The sequence below is a fragment of the Clostridioides sp. ES-S-0001-03 genome (genome assembly GCF_020676075.1).
Classification (GTDB): Bacteria; Bacillota; Clostridia; order Peptostreptococcales; family Peptostreptococcaceae; genus Clostridioides.
In genome coordinates this window covers 101,809-120,097 of the sequence record NZ_JACVWJ010000008.1, presented here as the reverse complement: position 1 = coordinate 120,097, position 18,289 = coordinate 101,809, and the positions used below count along the sequence as shown (strand labels likewise).

Below are 18,289 nucleotides of genomic sequence, written 5' to 3'. Positions count from 1 at the left end.
ATAAAAATAGGAGATGCATAATTATTTAGGGAGGTTTTTAGTTATGGAGAAAAAAGAAAAGGTTGTAGAAACAGTAGCTGTTGAAGTATGTAGCCCTGAGATTGTCAATAGTGTTGAGACATTAAGAATGAGGCTAGAGGAAATTAGATTAGCACAAAAAGAATTTGCAACATTTACACAAGAGCAAGTAGATAAAATTTTCTTAGCTGCTTCAACTGCAGCAAATCAACAAAGAATTCCCCTAGCAAAAATGGCAGTTGAAGAGACTGGTATGGGTATTGTTGAAGATAAAGTTATAAAAAACCATTTCGCTTCAGAGTATATCTATAATGCTTATAAAGACACTAAAACTTGTGGTGTTATAGAAAAAGATGAGGCATTTGGATTTACAAAGATTGCTGAACCAGTAGGTGTATTATCAGCAGTTATACCAACAACTAACCCTACATCAACTGCAATATTCAAGTCCCTAATAGCACTAAAAACTAGAAATGGTATAATTTTCTCCCCTCATCCAAGAGCTAAAAACTGTACTATAGAAGCGGCTAGAGTTGTACATGATGCAGCAGTTAAGGCAGGAGCACCAAAAGGTCTTATAGGTTGGGTAGATGTGCCTTCAATTGAATTGACTAATGTTGTTATGGCAGAAGCAGACCTTATATTAGCTACTGGTGGACCTGGAATGGTTAAATCTGCATATTCTTCAGGTAAACCAGCTGTTGGAGTTGGACCTGGAAATGTACCAGCAATAATAGATGAGAGTGCAGATATAAAAATGGCTGTAAGTTCAATATTAGTATCAAAATCATTTGATAATGGTATGATATGTGCTTCTGAGCAAGCAGTAATAGTACCAGAAAAAATATATGAAGAAGTTAAAAAAGAATTTAAATATCGTGGAGCACATTTCTTAAATAAAGAAGAAACAGAAAAGGTAGGTAAAGTAGTAATAATTGATGGAACTTTAAATGCAAAAATAGTTGGACAACCAGCTCATGTAATAGCAAAAATGGCAGATGTAGAAGTGCCAAAAACAGCTAGGATAATAATTGGCGAAGTTGAATCTGTTGAAGTAGAGGAACCTTTTGCACATGAAAAACTTTCTCCTGTCCTTGCAATGTACAAGTCTAAGAGTTTTGAAGATGCAGTTGCTAAGGCTGAAAAATTAGTTGCTGATGGTGGGTATGGTCATACTTCATCATTGTATGCAGACTCTATCAATCAACCAGAGAGAGTAGAGAAGTTTGTAAATGCTATGAAGACTTGTAGAGTATTAGTTAATACTCCATCATCACAAGGTGGTATAGGTGATTTATATAACTTTAAATTAGCTCCATCTCTTACTCTTGGTTGCGGTTCTTGGGGTGGAAACTCAGTATCAGAAAACGTAGGAGTTAAGCATTTACTTAATATCAAGACAGTAGCTGAAAGGAGAGAGAATATGCTTTGGTTTAGAGCCCCACAAAAAGTTTATTTCAAAAAAGGATGTTTAGGTGTAGCAGCAAGAGAATTTAAAGATGTCATGAACAAGAAGAAAGCTTTTATAGTAACAGACTCTTTCCTTTACAATAATGGTTATACTAAAAAACTAACTGATTTATTGGATGAAATGGGAATTAAGCATACTACATTCTTTGATGTTGCTCCAGACCCAACACTAGCTTGTGCAAGAGAAGGGGCTAAGGCTATGTCCGATTTCCAACCAGACTTAATAATATCTGTAGGTGGAGGTAGTGCAATGGATGCTGGTAAGATAATGTGGGTAATGTATGAGCATCCAGAAGTAGATTTCCAAGATTTAGCAATGAGATTTATGGATATAAGAAAAAGAGTATATGCATTCCCTAAGATGGGTGAAAAAGCATACTTTGCAGCTATTCCTACTTCAGCAGGAACTGGTTCAGAAGTAACTCCATTTGCAGTTATAACTGACCAAGATTCAGGTGTAAAATATCCATTAGCAGATTATGAATTAATGCCAAATATGGCTATAATTGATGCAGATATGATGATGGAAATGCCACCAAGATTAACAGCAGCATCAGGTGTTGATGCATTAACACATGCACTAGAGGCATATGTATCTATGCTAAGAACTGAACCAGCTGATGGACTAGCACTTCAAGCAGGCAAAATAATATTTGAATATTTACCTCGTGCATATAAAAATGGAAAGACTGATAAAGTAGCAAGAGAAAAAATGGCAATGGCATCTACTATGGCTGGTATGGCTTTTGCAAATGCTTTCTTAGGAATTTGCCACTCTATGGCACATAAACTTGGTGCATTCCACCATGTTCAACACGGTGTTGCAAATGCATTGTTAATAAATGAAGTAATTAAGTTCAATTGTGCAGAGGCTCCAAATAAGATGGGCGCATTTTCACAATACAGATATCCTGATTGTATACAAAGATATGCTGAATTTGCTTCTTTCGCAGGAATTAAAGGAAATACAGACCAAGAAAAAGTGGATAATCTTATAAAAGCAATAGATGAATTAAAGGCAAGAGTGGGTCTTCCTAAGACTATAAAAGAGGCAGGAGTAGATGAAGCTAAATTCTTAGAGGGATTGGATGCTATGGTTGAACAAGCATTTGATGACCAATGTACAGGTGCAAATCCTAGATATCCATTGATGAGTGAATTAAAAGAGATATATTTAAAAGTTTATTATGGTAAATAATATTTCTTTTAGAATATTAATTCTATTAGACTTGAATATAAGTTATTAGACTTGTATATAAATTATTAGATTTGCATATAAATAGAGTTTTATTAGAGCTATATATAAATATTTGTTAATGATAGATTATAACTTAAAACCTAAATAAAAATGATAAAAGGTAAGAAAATTTATATTGATTTTGAATATGTATATTTAATCAATTAACTTTAAAATTAGTCACAAAATTTTTTTATTACATATAATTTTAAAGTATAATATATAAAAAACTTTATGAAAAAATTATAAAAATATTCAGAAAATTCTATTGACTAATCTATTTATCATGATATAATAGGTATAGAAAACAAAAAAACTGGGGCCTATTAAGGCCCCCTTATTACTTTTTGATAGATTTATTTAGAATAACTTTCTCATTTTGATTTTTTATATTTATGACAGAGTCGTTGTAATCTACCTCGAAGTTAGCAAAGGCAGAAAATAAATCTATATCTCTTAACAAATGAATTGTCATACATTGCTTGTTCTTATTTAATCTTAGAATTAATGCTCTTACAAATGGAAATTGGATTCTAGAATTAAATAAGTTAGAACCATCAGTATCTATATCTAAGCTACGATAACTAATATCTATAAATATATCTACATCATCATTTTCTTCTCTTATTATTCTGTAGTCAAAATCCAAGTCTAAATTTAAATTACCTAAAACTAATAACATTTAAATCCTCTTTTCTATAAATGATTTTAGAGTGTTAGTTTAACTAAGCTCTCCATCTATTATAGATATAATTCTATCTGCTTTTCTAGCAATATTTTCATTATGTGTTATTATTATAAGCGTTTGGTTATATTTTTTTATTGAACTTTTTAGTAAATCCATGACTTCTTCTGTAGTTTTGCTGTCCAAATTTCCTGTTGGTTCATCTGCTAGGATTATACTTGGTTTTGTAGATAAAGCACGTGCAATAGCAACTCTTTGTTGTTGACCACCAGATAATTGATTTGGAAGATGATTTTTCCTCTCATTAAGCCCCAATAAATTTATAAGGTCTTTGATGTATTCTTCATCGACTTTTTTATTGTCTAACTTTAGTGGTAATTCTATATTTTCTTTTACATTTAATACTGGAATTAGGTTATACTGTTGAAAGACAAATCCTACTTTTTGTCTTCTATATTTTGCTAGTTCTTTATCTGAAAGGCAACATATATCTTTACCATCGACTTTTATAGTTCCACTACTTGGTCTCTCAAGACCACCTACTAAATGTAGAAATGTGCTTTTCCCACTTCCACTTGGGCCAATTATTGCAACAAATTCACCCTTATTTATTTTTAAATTTGCATCCTTTAGTGCATGTACAGATGTTTCTTTTTTTCCATAAATCTTACCTAAGTTAAGAATCTCTAATATAGGCATAATTACTCCTCCTATTCTGTAATGTTTATAGCTTCGACTATACTAATTTTATTTATCTTCCTTGATGGAATATATGTAGCTAGAATACCTACAATTATGTTTGCTAAAACAACTAGGATATATATTTTGTAATCTATTGAAAATCCCAATCCATATGATACAAATCCCTGCAGGTAATACATTTTAAATTGTATTATAAGACCAGCCACAATGGTAATTATACTTGAGAGTGCTCCATATAATATTCCCTCATAGAGTATCATATTTTTAAATCCTTTCTCAGAGATACCAATAGCTCTTAACATTCCAAATTCGTTAGTTCTTGAGGTTAAGTTATAACTTATGTTATTTATTATATTAAATACACTAATTATGAACATCACTGCTACTATACCATAATTATAAATCATGGACCTAGATGTCATCTTATCAGAGTTTTCTTTTTCTACCATCATATCTACCGTTGTAGTTCCAGGAACTTCACTTCCAATTTTACCCAAAAGTTTATTTATTTTTTTCTTGTTTGCATTTTTATTAAGGTCTATATAAACTAAGTTATACTTATCTACATCAGTTAATTTTTTTAGATATTCGCTACTCGTTATTACATCTACACCCTCATCTCCAGAGTACATACCATTATCTGCAAAAGGATAACTTACAATAGCTCCAACTTTAAAGTCATATTCTAGATATTCATAATTATCTTTTTGACTTTCATAAAGTCCTGTATCTATTCCAACTTTTGGATATTTGACCTTTATAGTATCGCCTACTTTTATATCTACAGCTGGTGTGCCTGCGCCAGGAGTAAAAGTCTTTGAATATTTCTGTGTTTTAGAAATTTCTGGTACATATACTATAGACAAGTTTTCTTTTTTCATTTTTTTCAAATTTATACTTCCACTTACTAAGTATTTTTCTAATGATTTTATCATCTCATCATCATAACCTCTTAACTTTTGTTTTAGTGTATATTTTCCGGTAGTCTTATTTTTTGTGAATAGAGGAAATTTCTTATAATAAGGAGCTGAATTTATAGCTTCGTAGTAATCTAATCTATTTATTGTATCTACCTCTATTCTCGTGTTCAATATGCTAGCAGTTTTGATTTTGCCAATTCCATCTATATTTTTTATTTTGTCTATCTGATTATCATTAAAACCCTTTATATCCTTGAAAGAAGTGCTGTTGCCAGTTTCATTTAGAAAAACATTTGATAGAATAAAATCTGCATTCATATATGTTTGCTCTTGACTACTTTTGTTTTGGACATCTAAAAAAGAAGATTTATAATTGTCTTTTATGATGATTATACCTCCTATGCTCATAGATAATATAATTACAATGAAGCCCTTTTTATTTCTAAAGATGTTTTTCGCAGATATAGATTTTGTTACTGATATATTTAAAGTTAATTTGGATATTAAAGAATTAACTTTGGTTACATTTTTATCAGTTCCAAAAGTTTTTCTGATAGCATCAATAGGGGAAATTCTTCTTATTTTTAAGTATGTAAAGAAACTTATAATCAGTATTGTTAGTATTGTACATGCAATTGATAAGAGGATTATTTTATCTGGAATAACAAAAGGTGTAACATTTATATTTCCTTCAAATTTAATATTTCCTGCAGACCTATTAAATATTTGTGCTCCCCCCATACCTGTACATATACCTATAGGCATTGCTATCAAAGCAAGTATGAAAAGTTCATAAAACATAAATTTGAAAATCCTAAAATTAGTGGCTCCAATTGCTCTTAAGACACCATATTCCTGTACTCTTTGGTATATTGATATAACATAGATACTATATATTACAATACCAGCAAATAGACTCATAGCAATTGCAACGAATTTACTTGAATCATCTAAAATACCATTTTCCATAGTAGAGTCTATAAGCATTGAGTTTTTTCCTATACTATTCTCATTCAACATAGCATTTTTTGCTATATTGTCTATGTTTGTATTTATATCACTGCCCTCATTAAATTCAACATAAGCTGTAAACTTATCCAATTTTGATTGATTGAGATTCAAAAAAATTTCACATTTTCCCTTGCTTTTTTCTATATATCTATCTTCAAGTATTCCTACAACTTTAAAAGTCTCTGGATTTTCTTTTTGATATAATTTAAAAGTAAGGTCTTGATTTATCTCTGGTTTTAAACCCATACTATTTAAGACCCATTTCTCTACTACCACCTCATTGCTAGCTTTTGGAAAGCTACCTTTTATAAGTTTAGAATGGCTAGTCAAGTAATTTTTATTTGCATATTCTATGTTTATAGGTAATTTTTCATTAACATCTGTGGATGCATAGTAAGATGTTATACCCAAATTTTTAATATCTTTACTAGATTTTATGGATTCTAATTGATTTATCTTTATATCTTTAAAGTATGCATGGTCAGTTCCAAGTTCTCTTCTCAATCTATCTACATCTGCTTGCTGAGAACTTCTTGAGAGGGTACCAATACCGACAATGAGTGATGTGGCAAGAATTATACTCACAGCAATTGCTAAAGACCTAGCTTTATAACTTTTTATATACCTTAGTACTATTTTCAAATTATCTTTCATGTTTACCACCTTCCTTTCTTAACTAAATCAATTATATATTTATCTAAAATATATAGCAAAGTAAGTATTTTCAAATTTTAATCAGTTAATTGTACAAATTTATATGTGTTTTTACAAGTTTAGTTAATCTATATGTAAATTTTGACTTTTTACATAATTTTTTTAAAATGATATAATTTTCATATAAATTGTAGATGGGAGGGAAATTATGGAGAATAACTTTATATTTCCTATAGTAATACTAACCTTATTTATATTTAGTAACCTTATAATGAATAAGTATAGGTTTTACAAAGAATTAGACATATTAAAAAGAGGACTACTAACATTTTTTTTATCATGTTTTGTATGGATTTTATTCATGGAGAGTATTCAATATATACAATTAAGTTTAGGATATAATTCTTTACTTGAAGGAGTATTAAACATTATATTTTTTCTAATTTTAATTATTTTAAGTTGTTATATAGGTTTTAAATTTATAAGATTGATAAATAATAACAATGAACAAGAATCCAAGTTACAAAAGCTAGATAGTAAAATAAATCATAAGGATAATATAATCGTCAAATTAAGAAGTCAAAAACATGACTATTTGAAACATTTGCAAGTAGTGTATTCTCTATTAAATGCTGGGTTAGATGAAGATGCTAAAGGATATATAATGAATATATCAAATAACTTTAAATCAAAAAACTCAAGGTATGGGAAAGTATCTTATTTAGATGCTATAGCTTCATTAAAATATGAGGAATGCCTTGAAAAGAATATATCTTTTGATGTCTATATTCAAGATTTTATGGATAATTTAGAGATTGAACCTAACGACATGAGTTCAGTACTATTAAATATAATAGACAATGCAATAGAGTCTTTGTCTGCTATAAAAAAGGAAAAGAAGTATATAAGATTGCATGCATATGAAGATGAATTTCAGTATATTGTAGCCATAAAAAATAATGGTCCTAAAATACATAATGTTGAAAGTATATTTTTGGATGGGTTTAGCACTAAAGAAGGACAAGATAGAGGTTTTGGGTTATATCTAGTTAAAAATATATTAGATAAGTATGATTATAGTATACTTGTAAATAGTGATGATTTTTTAACTGAATTTGTAATCTTAATACCAAAATATTATTAGTTAGGAGGAGAGAAGTCTATGATAAAAGTTTTGATTTGTGATGATGATAAAATTGTAAGAGATGATATAGCAAATATAGTTAAAGAGTCTGGATATGTAGATTATGTTAAGAAAGTCAAGGATGGTATAGAAGCAATTAAATTTATAAAAAGTGAGAAAATAGACTTATTGATTATTGACATTGATATGCCATATAAAAATGGTATTGATTCTGCTAAAGAAATTCTTTCTATAGATAAAGATATACATATAGTTTTTGTAACAGGTTTTGCTGACTATAGTCTTGAGAGCTTTAAAGTACATCCTATAGATTTTATAGTTAAGCCGTTTAAAAAAGAAAAAATAATTGATTCAATTAATATAGCAATAGACCACATTAACTCTCATAAAATTGCAAAAAATAATTTTATAGAAGATACTCTTTTTGTATATAAAATAAGGAAACAGATACATATGATTAATTTTGATGATATAGTCATGTTTGAGAAAAATTCAAGAGCTATTAATTTATATACTAGAGATGAAGATACGATAAAATTTTATGAGAACTTTGATGATTTAAAAAACGCCTACCTCCTAATTTCTTTATGACTCATAAACAATACATAGTAAATTTAAGGCTTATACATAAGGTTATACCTATAAATAAATCTTCCTTGGAGATAAGGTTTATAAATTTTCAAGAAAATGCCATATTAAATAAATCTCTAGAAAAAGACTTTCTATATAGATTTTATAGAATTAAAAGATTCTAGTGAAAAGAGAGAAACAAATTCCATTATACAATAAGTATTATAAAGATGATATATAAGAAAAGTTTATATAAAAATTATTTATAATTATGAGTAAATTTATATAAGTTATAGTGTAAAATATATTGGACTTTCTTTAAAAAATTAGAAAGTCCAATATATTTTAGAGATAGTTTTATATTTATAAATTGCTTAAGATACTAGGGTCTTTAATCTTATTATCTTCAGCAAGTAATAATATTTTAGACATAATCTCAGCAGTCTTAGGGTCTTCATCAGCAAATGGAAGGAATATCTTACCTCTACTTTGAGAATGTACAGGAAGTATATTTAAAGCACCCATTCCTTTTTTATGTACAATACCAGAACCCATATGTACAGAATAATCACCTAAATTACCTGATATAAGAGCATGAGAGCCTTCAAAATTGACGTTCTTAATCTTTAATAGCAATAGTAGTTCTTTAGCAATAGCTATACGCATCTCTACAGTAGAGTGGCTTGTCTCAGGGTCAACACCACCAGCATGAGCAACACTTACAACAAGGTCTATATCACGCATAACTTCAGAGAAAAGAATTGGCGGTATATAAGCTAGCTCTAAGCTTTTATAAGTCTTTCTATTAAAGAATTCTACTGTTTCAATAGTTGGAGGTTCAATGTCTGCTGGTGAAAACCAATCTGCAAGTGCAAACATCTTTGCTACTATATTTTCTTTGTAGAATACTTTTTGTAAACCTTCCTCATAGTCAACAGTCCAAAGTTGATTTCTAAGAAGTGCTACAGTTTTCTTTGGCTGGATTTGATGGCCAGCATATCTACGAGATATAGTTTTTTCAGATAATTCGTCAGCATTTATTCTATAATATTCACGGAACACTTGCTTAAATGGTTGAACAATTTGCTTATCAAATAAGTCATGTTGGAATTCACTCCATTTACCAGATTCAAACAGATGAACTGGATGTGCAAGCTTTAATTTATTTTTTGCAGTTAATCTATAAGGTTCACCAGTTGTATCACAAATAAAGAACTTAGACTTATCATTATATATATATCCGATAGTATCATCACATAGCCAAACTAGATTTTTAACTAAAGGACAAATAACTGGGTTTTTATAAATATTGGAGATTTCCTTAACTGTAAATACTGTTTCATTTTTCATAGCTTGCTCTAAACTTTGTTTTGCACGAGAATACTGACTTTTTAAATCTCTTTGTACTGATTTAAGTTCAAGTACATATGGATGTTTTGCAAGAGCTTTTGGTACACTTTTTAAAGTCTTATCACCTTTTTGGACTTTTATAGATGTTTTTCCTTTTTCATCAACATCTATCCAAAGTGAAGTTCCATCAATATTCTTTGGTTTAAATATATGAGCAACCTCATTTAGTTTTTCCGTTTCAAGAGCCCACATCATACGATTGATATCTTCAAAACCAGCACTTCTAGCTAAGTTTTCCATTGCTATAGCACAAGCCTTTGATTCACTTTCACGACGTTGTGCACCAAATTGTTTACTTTCTTTAGCAAACTTTTGAATAAATTCATAACGGAAAGTTGCTTCTTTAAGGTCTCCTTTTTTCATAGGAAGTAAAGAGAAACTTCTCAATTTATCTTGATTTCTATTTGTTTCAATTTCTTTCATCAGCATATCTTTATCAAGTTTTCCAAGTGTAGCATCAGCATAAAGTTGTGCACGTCTGTGAGAGTTTCCACCACTAGTTATGTATTTAGCTGATTTGTAAAGGAGATTGAATCTTTCTTCTCCAATAGTTTTATATGAATCTAAAAACCAATCCACATCAAATGCTCCATCCATGAAACTCTGTGGTGATATAGGAGAGAATAGAGCAACTTCTGATTCTTTTTGAGCAGAGAAGCCTTCATTTATATGTGCATGGAAATACCAAATTGTACTCTTTAAACCTTTCCAGTTTAAACATTTTTCAATTATATTTACCCATTGAGGAGCATACATAGCAGCTTCTATTAATCTTAATTCAGTAATATCAGTAGTTTTAAGTAATTTTTTTAATTCTTTAGAATTATCTTCTTTAGTAGGATAACAATTTTTAAGTAGAGAACTCAAAACATCTTTTTTTGAATAATTACTACCATATGAATATCCTCTTTGGAAAGTTTCTTTACCAAGAGCAACTAAGATATTTACGAAATAATTCATACCCTCAAAATGTTGTATATTATCAGCTAGATGAGAAACTTCTGTTGGCATATCACCCCTACGTGATTCGATTTCTATAATTCTACTTGTAACTGTTTTTATATTGTTTTCAAGCCATGGATATTTTTCTAATGTATCACCACCCCATCTAGGATTTGTCAAAATTCGTATTATATTTGTTGCATTGTATCCAGTTACAATTTCTCGATTGATTTGTTCCTCAGTCATTAATCCCAATTCATATGCACGAGCAAATATATCTATATTAGTATAAAATGGGAATTTATATTCTAAAAGTTGATAATTTGCAAATGTAGTATAGAAGAACTTAGTAAAAGAAATATCATCATAAATAAATGAATGTGCTTTTCCAAGCCAATAGTTTAAAATTGGTGCATCTAAAGCAGGGCAGTATTCATTTTGTCTATAGTAGTTTTTAGTAAACTCAACTCTTTGCTTTTTACATTGTTCAGTAGTTAATAGGTTTCTAAGTTTGTAGTATGTATCTAAACAGTATTCAAACATTTCTTTCTGGTCAAATTCATTTAGTAATACTGCAAGTATTTTTCTTGTAAGAACATCAAATTTTAATTTATCTAATTTTGTATATAATTTTTTTTGTTTTTTTTCATCAAGGACATTTGAGTATATAGATGAAAACCAACTTTTTTCTATTTCATGATAAGAGCATGAGCGTATGCTATAAAATAAAATATCAAGGATTATTTTATAATCTAAATTAAGTTTCTTACTAGTTTCTCTCCAAAGTTCAGCTAATGGATAATTATCAATAGTATCCTTATTATTTCCAGTTATATGTTTAATAGGAGTTAGATTATATGTAGAGTAACCTAAAAGTATTTTATCCATATTACCTGACCATCTCTCAACCTCATACTCATAATCTGCATTTTCAATAATAAGTTCATCAAATTTTTCATATACTTTTAATATTTTATTTATATCTACATCGAGAATCTTCTTAGCTTCTTTTTTAGTTGATATAGAAACAGAATCCTCATTAGAAGATAAGCTTAAATTGGAAATAATCTTATTAAGTTTTGATGGAGTAGAGGAATCGTATTTAAAATCAAATTGTTTAGGAATTTGAACCTTATTTTCAGGATTGTATATCCCAAATCCATTTTCTTTACAATAATCATTTTTTGCTTTACCTAATAAATTATCAATTAATATCTGAACTTGAGATGTATTCTTTTTAGACTTATCAACACTTTCCACTAATGAAATAAGTTTATTGTATAGTTCTTGTCTATCAGTATTGTCTTTTAATAAGTTTACAATTTCAAGTCCTCCAAGACATTTTTGCGAATTTGAAGATTTTATTAGAGAAGAAGCAATATTTTCTAGTTTTAAATCATCTTGTTCAAGTAAAATCTTTATTACTGTTTGTCTGATAGAGCTTGTTTTTAAAGTAAGTAAGTTGTTTATTCTGTCTAACTCTACATCTGATAAGTCAAGTTCTTTAAGTAAACTTAATACAATTTCTCTATTAGAAACACTCTTATCGCTCAAACATTCTAATAAGAAACTACGTTGTTTATCTGTTTTTGGCTCATTTATAAAATTAGCTATAAATGAAGCTCTTAAATCAGAACTCATAAGAAGATAGTTGTCCATTAGAACATCCATAAATTGAGTATTCATATCATATGCTGTTAATGTCATCATGCATCTAAGGATACTGTAAGAAGAAATTTCGACCCAAGACCATGGAAATACACTGCCAGAAAATTCCTTAGTTTTTGAATTTAAAAGTTCTAAAGTATGTTTTAGATTTTCAAATTGTTCCTTTCTAGCATCAAAGTCCTCATCAATAGGAGAATTTGATAAGTCAAAATCAACTTTTTGGTTTTGCCAATTATAGTAGTAACCAACAGAACTTTCTACATAGAAATTTCTAACTACCCATGCAAGTATCTCTAAATCGTCGCCTTTAATATTTTTAGATGCAACAGAGTGTTTAAAATATGTACTTTCTGTATTTGATAAGAAGTAAAGAGCTACAAGTTTTTTGTACTTTTCATCATATGAAAGCAATTTTTCAATAAGAGTGTATGAATCATAGATATTGTAAGTTGCAGCTGCCCATAAACTAAAATAAATTTCAAGGTTATCCTTACTGTTAATTGATTCTATACGAAACTCTTCATCAGTCAATGATTTATATGAAAGTTCTAAGCACTTACTAATTATTCCAGGTTTTTGGTCTGAAAAACCAAGCCCTGTCCATGTATCTAAAGCTCTTATAACAGAACTAAATCTTTCTAAATTGTTGTCTAGGATAGTTTTTAACATATAGACAGATGCAGGAATTGTACCTTCATCTAGGCTTTCTACAATTTGTTGTCTAAGACCTTCTTGTTGCTTAGCAGCCAAAAGAAGTTTAGAAAGCATTTCATAGCATTTTTCACTATGACTTTTCATAATACCAATTATCATTTGTCTAGTAAGTAGGGCAGTTTGATTTTCTCCAAAAATTACTTCTTCTAAAGCATTGATTACATCATCATTTCCATTATCTATTTCTAATGCGATTTTATCACTCATTATATAATCATATTGAAGAACTTTATCTGGAAGTGTAAGATAATCTAATACAGAAAAATCGTAATATATCAAACTCACATAATGTGAAATAAGCCTAATTATACTTCTAAAATAATCTTTAAGTTTATTTGAGCGATACCCTTTACGATAGTATCCTCCTGAATATGTATAATTCATTTTTCTTTTAATTAATTGACAAAGTTCTTCTACTTGCTCAGAAGTAAACATTAATTCTAAAGCATTTTTTAAAGGGCCAGAAAGTAATGTGTCTACACTTTCAATTTCATAGTAATAACAATTATAGTATTTTTTTATCATATCTAAGAATTTATTTTCATCTTTTACATCATAATAGTATGATTCGTCTTTTACACAATCCCAAAGAGCTTCAGTTAAATCGTAATATGGTTTTGAAGAAGATTTAGTAAGATTGTTTTTAAAATCTTCAATTATTTTAGGATTTTTTTCTACTCTAGTACGTTCTGACATTTATGTACCTCCAATTTATTTATTTTAAAACATCCTTCCAGCAAGTAGAGTGAGTCTTATAAAAGTGAATATATCACTATCTTTTAAATTTATAGGAGAATTGAGTTCTTCAATAACATCTTCGTTTATAAGAACTTTATAGATTCCATCTTCAAATGCTTGTAGTGCAACTTCTATAGCTTTTTCTATAGATTGTTTGTTTTCATTGTAGATAGAGCCGAATCCAACTTTTCCAATAGTAGCTTGAGACTCAATATCTTCACTAGTTAAAAAGCTTATTATTGATTTTTCTGGGGTCTTTTCATTATATTCAAGAACATTTTTAGATACAATTTCAGAGATAGCCTCTTTTAGGCAATTGATGTTGTCAGATAAATCAAAGGGGGTAAGTTCTAGCATAGGTCTACGTTTGCTAACAGCTTTAACTCTAAAATAAATTTGCATAAAATCACCTCGCAAAATATTAAGTATTAAGAAACTTAAAAAATTTATCTATTTGTTATATTATATCATTTTGTGAAATATTAGTGTGTATTATGGAATTATTTTACAAAAAATAGAAAAAAAGCTATCTTAAAGTCTAAAAAAGAGATAAAAGATAACTTTTAATTATGAAAGCATATAATAATAACTTGTAGTTATTAAAATTTAATTTAGATGTTTAGTTTTAATAACTATCTTTTTTTATTTATAAATTTTACTCCTAAGTATTTTTTGATATCTTCTTCAGGAGAAAAATCGTCAATAAGGATTTCTTTGCCAGTATCTTCAAATACTACTAGAACTTCACAGTCACCTTGTAAGAAAAATTTTCTGACAGTATCCTCTTTAACTTCTCTAACTTTTATTACATTCTTTTTTTCTTTTTCAAAGTCTTTTGTATAGTAACTTCCCATCATATTAATGATTTTTGTATATCTATTCATAAAACGCCTCCTCATGCGATTAAATTTAAAAAATATGTTATAATAATTGTTTGTATTAACTTAATAATTATAACAAGGAGTAATAATAATGACTAGTATAAAAAATAAAGATATTTTAAATTGTATAGATTATTCCACTAAAAATAAGCTCTTTAATAAATTAAATGATGTATATGAATCTTTACCAACTGGAAATTGTTCTGGTTGTGGTAATTGTTGTATGGAATCGGTAGGTATAAATTTAATTGAGTTTTTGAATATATTTTGTTATCTTGAAGATAGAGCGGATTTAAGAAGAAGATGTATAATTAAAATAGTAGACTATTATTTTGAAGAGTATTCTAAAAAAAATTCATGTCCATTCAAAGATGATAATAATAGGTGTTTAATATATGAAGTCAGACCACTAAATTGTAGATTATTTGGACATTGGAAGAAAGAGGACTATAACAAAAATCTAGATAATGTGACTAAGAAAAATAATGCTTATAAAGACTTGATGAAGAGACAACATGGATTTGAAATAAATGATGAAGTGGTAAATTATAGAATAGATTATTGTGAAAGCTTTATTCCAAGTAAAGATTATTTGAGTAAATCTGAGAGATTAAGCTTTTTTGATGAACTTATGATACTAGATTCAAAACTATATTCTAATAGCATTATAGATATAGATTTTAAGGATAGAGGCATAGTTGAATATCTTATAGAATCGCTATTTTACAGAGATTTAGCATATAATGTAAAAATAAGGATATCTAAAGAACCGAAAATAAAAAAAAGAACTATTAATAGAATAAAAAGACTTATTCTACTAGAGTCTTATATTAAATAAATAATAACTTGTAGTATAAATATTGTCAAAATGAGGTGAAGATGGTGAATCTAACAAAAGTAAAAGGAAATACTTTTTTTATAAAAGGTGGTACAAATACAGGAATATATGTGTTTGAGGATAATACAGCACTTATGATAGACCCAGGATTATGTGGTTCGAGGCCAAGAAGAGTAACCAAAGTATTAGATGAAAATAAAATACAAGTTAGATATATTATAAACACTCATGGTCATGATGACCACTATGGGGCATGTAATCAATTTAAAGAATACTATAAAGATGTGTGCGTAATGTCATCAAAATACGATAAGTTATATATAGAAAACCCAGAATTATTTTCAAAGTATATTGTTGGGGGGAAAAGCAATATATTTATGGATAGTATTTTAAAAAGTAAAATGTTAGATGATATAGAAATAGATAAAACTATAGATGCAGGTAGGCTTGAATTAAATAATGAAATGTTTGATATAATTGAATTTCAGGGACATACACCTGGAAGTATAGCTGTTTTAACTAAAGATAAGGTGATTTTTGTGGGAGGCCTTTTGATAGGAGATGAAATTCTATCAAAATTCGATTTCTTATTTTTATATGATATACAAGAGCAAATGAACTCGTTAGAAAAGTTAAAAGGTATAGATTTTGAGTATTTGGTTTTGGGACATGGAAAACAAGTGATATCAAAAGAAGATGCTTATAAATTAATAGAAAAGCATTTGAATGCTTTAGAGAAATATTTATACCAAATAAGACAATTACTTGAAAAACCAAAATCTTTAGAAATTTTACTAAAAAATATTATAAATAACAATAATTTAAGCAATAATTATAAAGAGTATCATTTTTTTAAATCTTCATTGATATCTGTTATAAGTTACCTAATTGATTTAGACGAAATAGGGTATATCTTAGAAGATGGAGAATTGCTTTACTATACAAAAACAAAATAAATTATGATAAAATAAAGAAGGTCATAAAAAACAAATAAAGGGTGAGCAATATGGAATACGAAAAATGGAATGAAATACTAGCACCTTATGAACATGCAGTAGAAGAATTGAAAATAAAATTTAAAAATATAAGAAAAGAATACTTAGCAAAAGGCGAGTATTCTCCCATAGAATTTGTCACAGGAAGGACAAAAAAAATATCTTCCATAATATCTAAGTTAAAAAGGCTAAATGCGAAAGATATAGAAACTGAAATTGATGATATTGCTGGTATAAGAATAATGTGCCAGTTTGTTGAAGATATATATTATATAGTTGATTTGATAAAAGTAAGAAATGATATGACTATAATAGGAGAAAAAGATTATATTACAAACTACAAAGATAGTGGTTATAGAAGCTATCATGTTATAATAAAATATCCTATAAACTCAATTGCGGGCTCAAAAGAAATTATATGTGAAATACAAATAAGAACTCTTGCAATGAATTTCTGGGCTACAATAGAACATTCATTAAAATATAAATATGACCATTACATACCTGAGACTCTAGCAGAAAGACTTAGAAGAGCATCTGATGCTGCGTTTCTCTTAGACCAAGAAATGAGTGAAATAAGAGAGGATATAATGAAAGCTCAGGCTATGTATCAAATGAAGTCCATAGCAATTAGAGACACTCTAAATAGAATACAAGAGTTATATGACTTAGGTGATACACATAAAGCTATGCAGTATCAAAGAAAGTTGGATAGAACTGAAACAGACAAAAACATAACCGAAATTTTAGAATTAAAACAAGAAATAGATATGTTATTAGAGCAATATAAGGATAACAAGGTAGATGATAGAGTGGTTCAATAAAGCTACTTATAGAGAAAATTTACTAAATATTAATGGGGCTGCCTCTTAATGGAAAATAATTTCTAAGAAGAGACAGCCTATTTAGTTTAATCAAGGAAGGAATGATGTTATGAGTTTATATGCAATAGGTGATTTACATTTTTCAACATCAGTAAATAAGCCAATGAATATCTTTGGCAGTAATTGGGATGGTCATGAAAAAAAGATTATAGATAATTGGAAAGAGGTTGTTACAGAAGAAGATGTAGTATTAGTATTAGGAGATACATCTTGGGGAATTAATTTATCAGAAGCTAAAAAAGACTTAGATATAATAAATGAACTTCCAGGTAAAAAAATACTTATAAAGGGAAATCATGACTATTGGTGGACAACAGTTACAAGTTTGAATAAGCTATATGAAAATATGCGTTTTATTCAAACAAATTTCTATGAATATAGAGAGTATGCAATTTGTGGAGGTAGAGGTTGGATATGTCCCAATGATGTTAAATTTGATGAGACGGATGAAAAAGTTTATAGAAGAGAAGAAAATAGATTAAGGCTGTCATTAGAGTCTGCCCGTAAAAAAGGTTATTCCAAAATAATAGTAATCACTCATTATCCTCCTACAAATGATAGATTAGAGGAGTCTTTATTTACAAAATTATTTGAAGAATATAATGTTGAAAAGGTGATTTATGGTCACTTGCATGGTAAAGAGTCTTTTAAAATGGGTCTAAAAGGAATTCGAAATGGAATTGAATATATATTAGCATCTTGTGATTATACAGAATTTAATTTAATAAAAGTTCACGATTAAAAAACATAAATTGGTAAATACTATAAGATACATGATTAAAAATAAATATTTGAGGGATTTCGGTTT

14 protein-coding genes are annotated in these 18,289 nt (G+C 28.4%); 8 read left to right on the top strand and 6 right to left on the bottom strand.

Annotated features, from left to right (window positions below):
- Positions 1-43 precede the first annotated feature (43 nt).
- On the top strand, positions 44-2,686 hold the full coding sequence (adhE, locus tag IC174_RS16050) for a bifunctional acetaldehyde-CoA/alcohol dehydrogenase (RefSeq protein ID WP_227435504.1): 2,643 nt from the start codon (positions 44-46) through the stop codon (positions 2,684-2,686).
- A gap of 379 nt (positions 2,687-3,065) precedes the next feature.
- Here adhE and IC174_RS16045 read toward each other — a convergent pair whose 3' ends face one another.
- The 3 genes from IC174_RS16045 to IC174_RS16035 are packed head-to-tail and all read right to left on the bottom strand — an operon-like array spanning position 3,066 to position 6,697.
- Entirely contained in the window at positions 3,066-3,407 is a 342-nt protein-coding gene (locus IC174_RS16045) for a hypothetical protein (protein ID WP_227483394.1), read from the bottom strand.
- A gap of 39 nt (positions 3,408-3,446) precedes the next feature.
- Positions 3,447-4,109, bottom strand: coding sequence for an ABC transporter ATP-binding protein (locus IC174_RS16040; RefSeq protein ID WP_227483393.1), 663 nt, complete (start codon positions 4,107-4,109; stop codon positions 3,447-3,449).
- Between the two features lie 11 nt (positions 4,110-4,120).
- Positions 4,121-6,697 (bottom strand): ABC transporter permease, encoded by a 2,577-nt coding sequence (locus IC174_RS16035; RefSeq protein ID WP_227483392.1) that lies wholly within the window; start codon positions 6,695-6,697, stop codon positions 4,121-4,123.
- A gap of 208 nt (positions 6,698-6,905) precedes the next feature.
- On the opposite strand from IC174_RS16035, the gene IC174_RS16030 reads away from it, so the two are divergent.
- Genes IC174_RS16030 through IC174_RS16020 form a run of 3 tightly spaced genes read left to right on the top strand, consistent with a single transcriptional unit; the run spans position 6,906 to position 8,596 of the window.
- Complete coding sequence (locus IC174_RS16030) at positions 6,906-7,841, top strand: GHKL domain-containing protein (protein WP_227483391.1); 936 nt, start codon at positions 6,906-6,908, stop codon at positions 7,839-7,841.
- 18 nt (positions 7,842-7,859) lie between these two features.
- Complete coding sequence (locus IC174_RS16025) at positions 7,860-8,432, top strand: LytR/AlgR family response regulator transcription factor (protein WP_227483390.1); 573 nt, start codon at positions 7,860-7,862, stop codon at positions 8,430-8,432.
- Positions 8,429-8,596, top strand: coding sequence for a hypothetical protein (locus IC174_RS16020; protein WP_255625525.1), 168 nt, complete (start codon positions 8,429-8,431; stop codon positions 8,594-8,596). Before IC174_RS16025 ends, IC174_RS16020 begins: the two co-directional genes overlap by 4 nt.
- Before the next feature lie 178 nt (positions 8,597-8,774).
- On the opposite strand, the gene IC174_RS16015 is transcribed toward IC174_RS16020, so the two are convergent.
- The 3 genes from IC174_RS16015 to IC174_RS16005 all read right to left on the bottom strand — a co-directional run bounded on the left by IC174_RS16015 (position 8,775) and on the right by IC174_RS16005 (position 14,767).
- A complete protein-coding gene (locus tag IC174_RS16015; protein ID WP_227483389.1) occupies positions 8,775-13,841 on the bottom strand; it encodes a DUF4132 domain-containing protein in 5,067 nt (1,688 codons plus the stop codon).
- Between the two features lie 24 nt (positions 13,842-13,865).
- Positions 13,866-14,285, bottom strand: a complete 420-nt coding sequence (locus tag IC174_RS16010; protein ID WP_227483388.1) for a hypothetical protein — start codon at positions 14,283-14,285, stop codon at positions 13,866-13,868.
- 230 nt (positions 14,286-14,515) lie between these two features.
- Positions 14,516-14,767, bottom strand: coding sequence for a hypothetical protein (locus IC174_RS16005; protein ID WP_227435489.1), 252 nt, complete (start codon positions 14,765-14,767; stop codon positions 14,516-14,518).
- A gap of 88 nt (positions 14,768-14,855) precedes the next feature.
- On the opposite strand from IC174_RS16005, the gene IC174_RS16000 reads away from it, so the two are divergent.
- From IC174_RS16000 to IC174_RS15985, 4 genes are all read left to right on the top strand, one after another.
- Positions 14,856-15,602 (top strand): YkgJ family cysteine cluster protein, encoded by a 747-nt coding sequence (locus IC174_RS16000; RefSeq protein WP_227435487.1) that lies wholly within the window; start codon positions 14,856-14,858, stop codon positions 15,600-15,602.
- Between the two features lie 44 nt (positions 15,603-15,646).
- Complete coding sequence (locus tag IC174_RS15995) at positions 15,647-16,558, top strand: MBL fold metallo-hydrolase (protein WP_413927200.1); 912 nt, start codon at positions 15,647-15,649, stop codon at positions 16,556-16,558.
- 50 nt (positions 16,559-16,608) lie between these two features.
- Positions 16,609-17,421 (top strand): GTP pyrophosphokinase family protein, encoded by an 813-nt coding sequence (locus IC174_RS15990; protein WP_227435483.1) that lies wholly within the window; start codon positions 16,609-16,611, stop codon positions 17,419-17,421.
- A gap of 109 nt (positions 17,422-17,530) precedes the next feature.
- Positions 17,531-18,223, top strand: coding sequence for a metallophosphoesterase (locus tag IC174_RS15985; RefSeq protein WP_227483386.1), 693 nt, complete (start codon positions 17,531-17,533; stop codon positions 18,221-18,223).
- Positions 18,224-18,289: the final 66 nt, after the last annotated feature.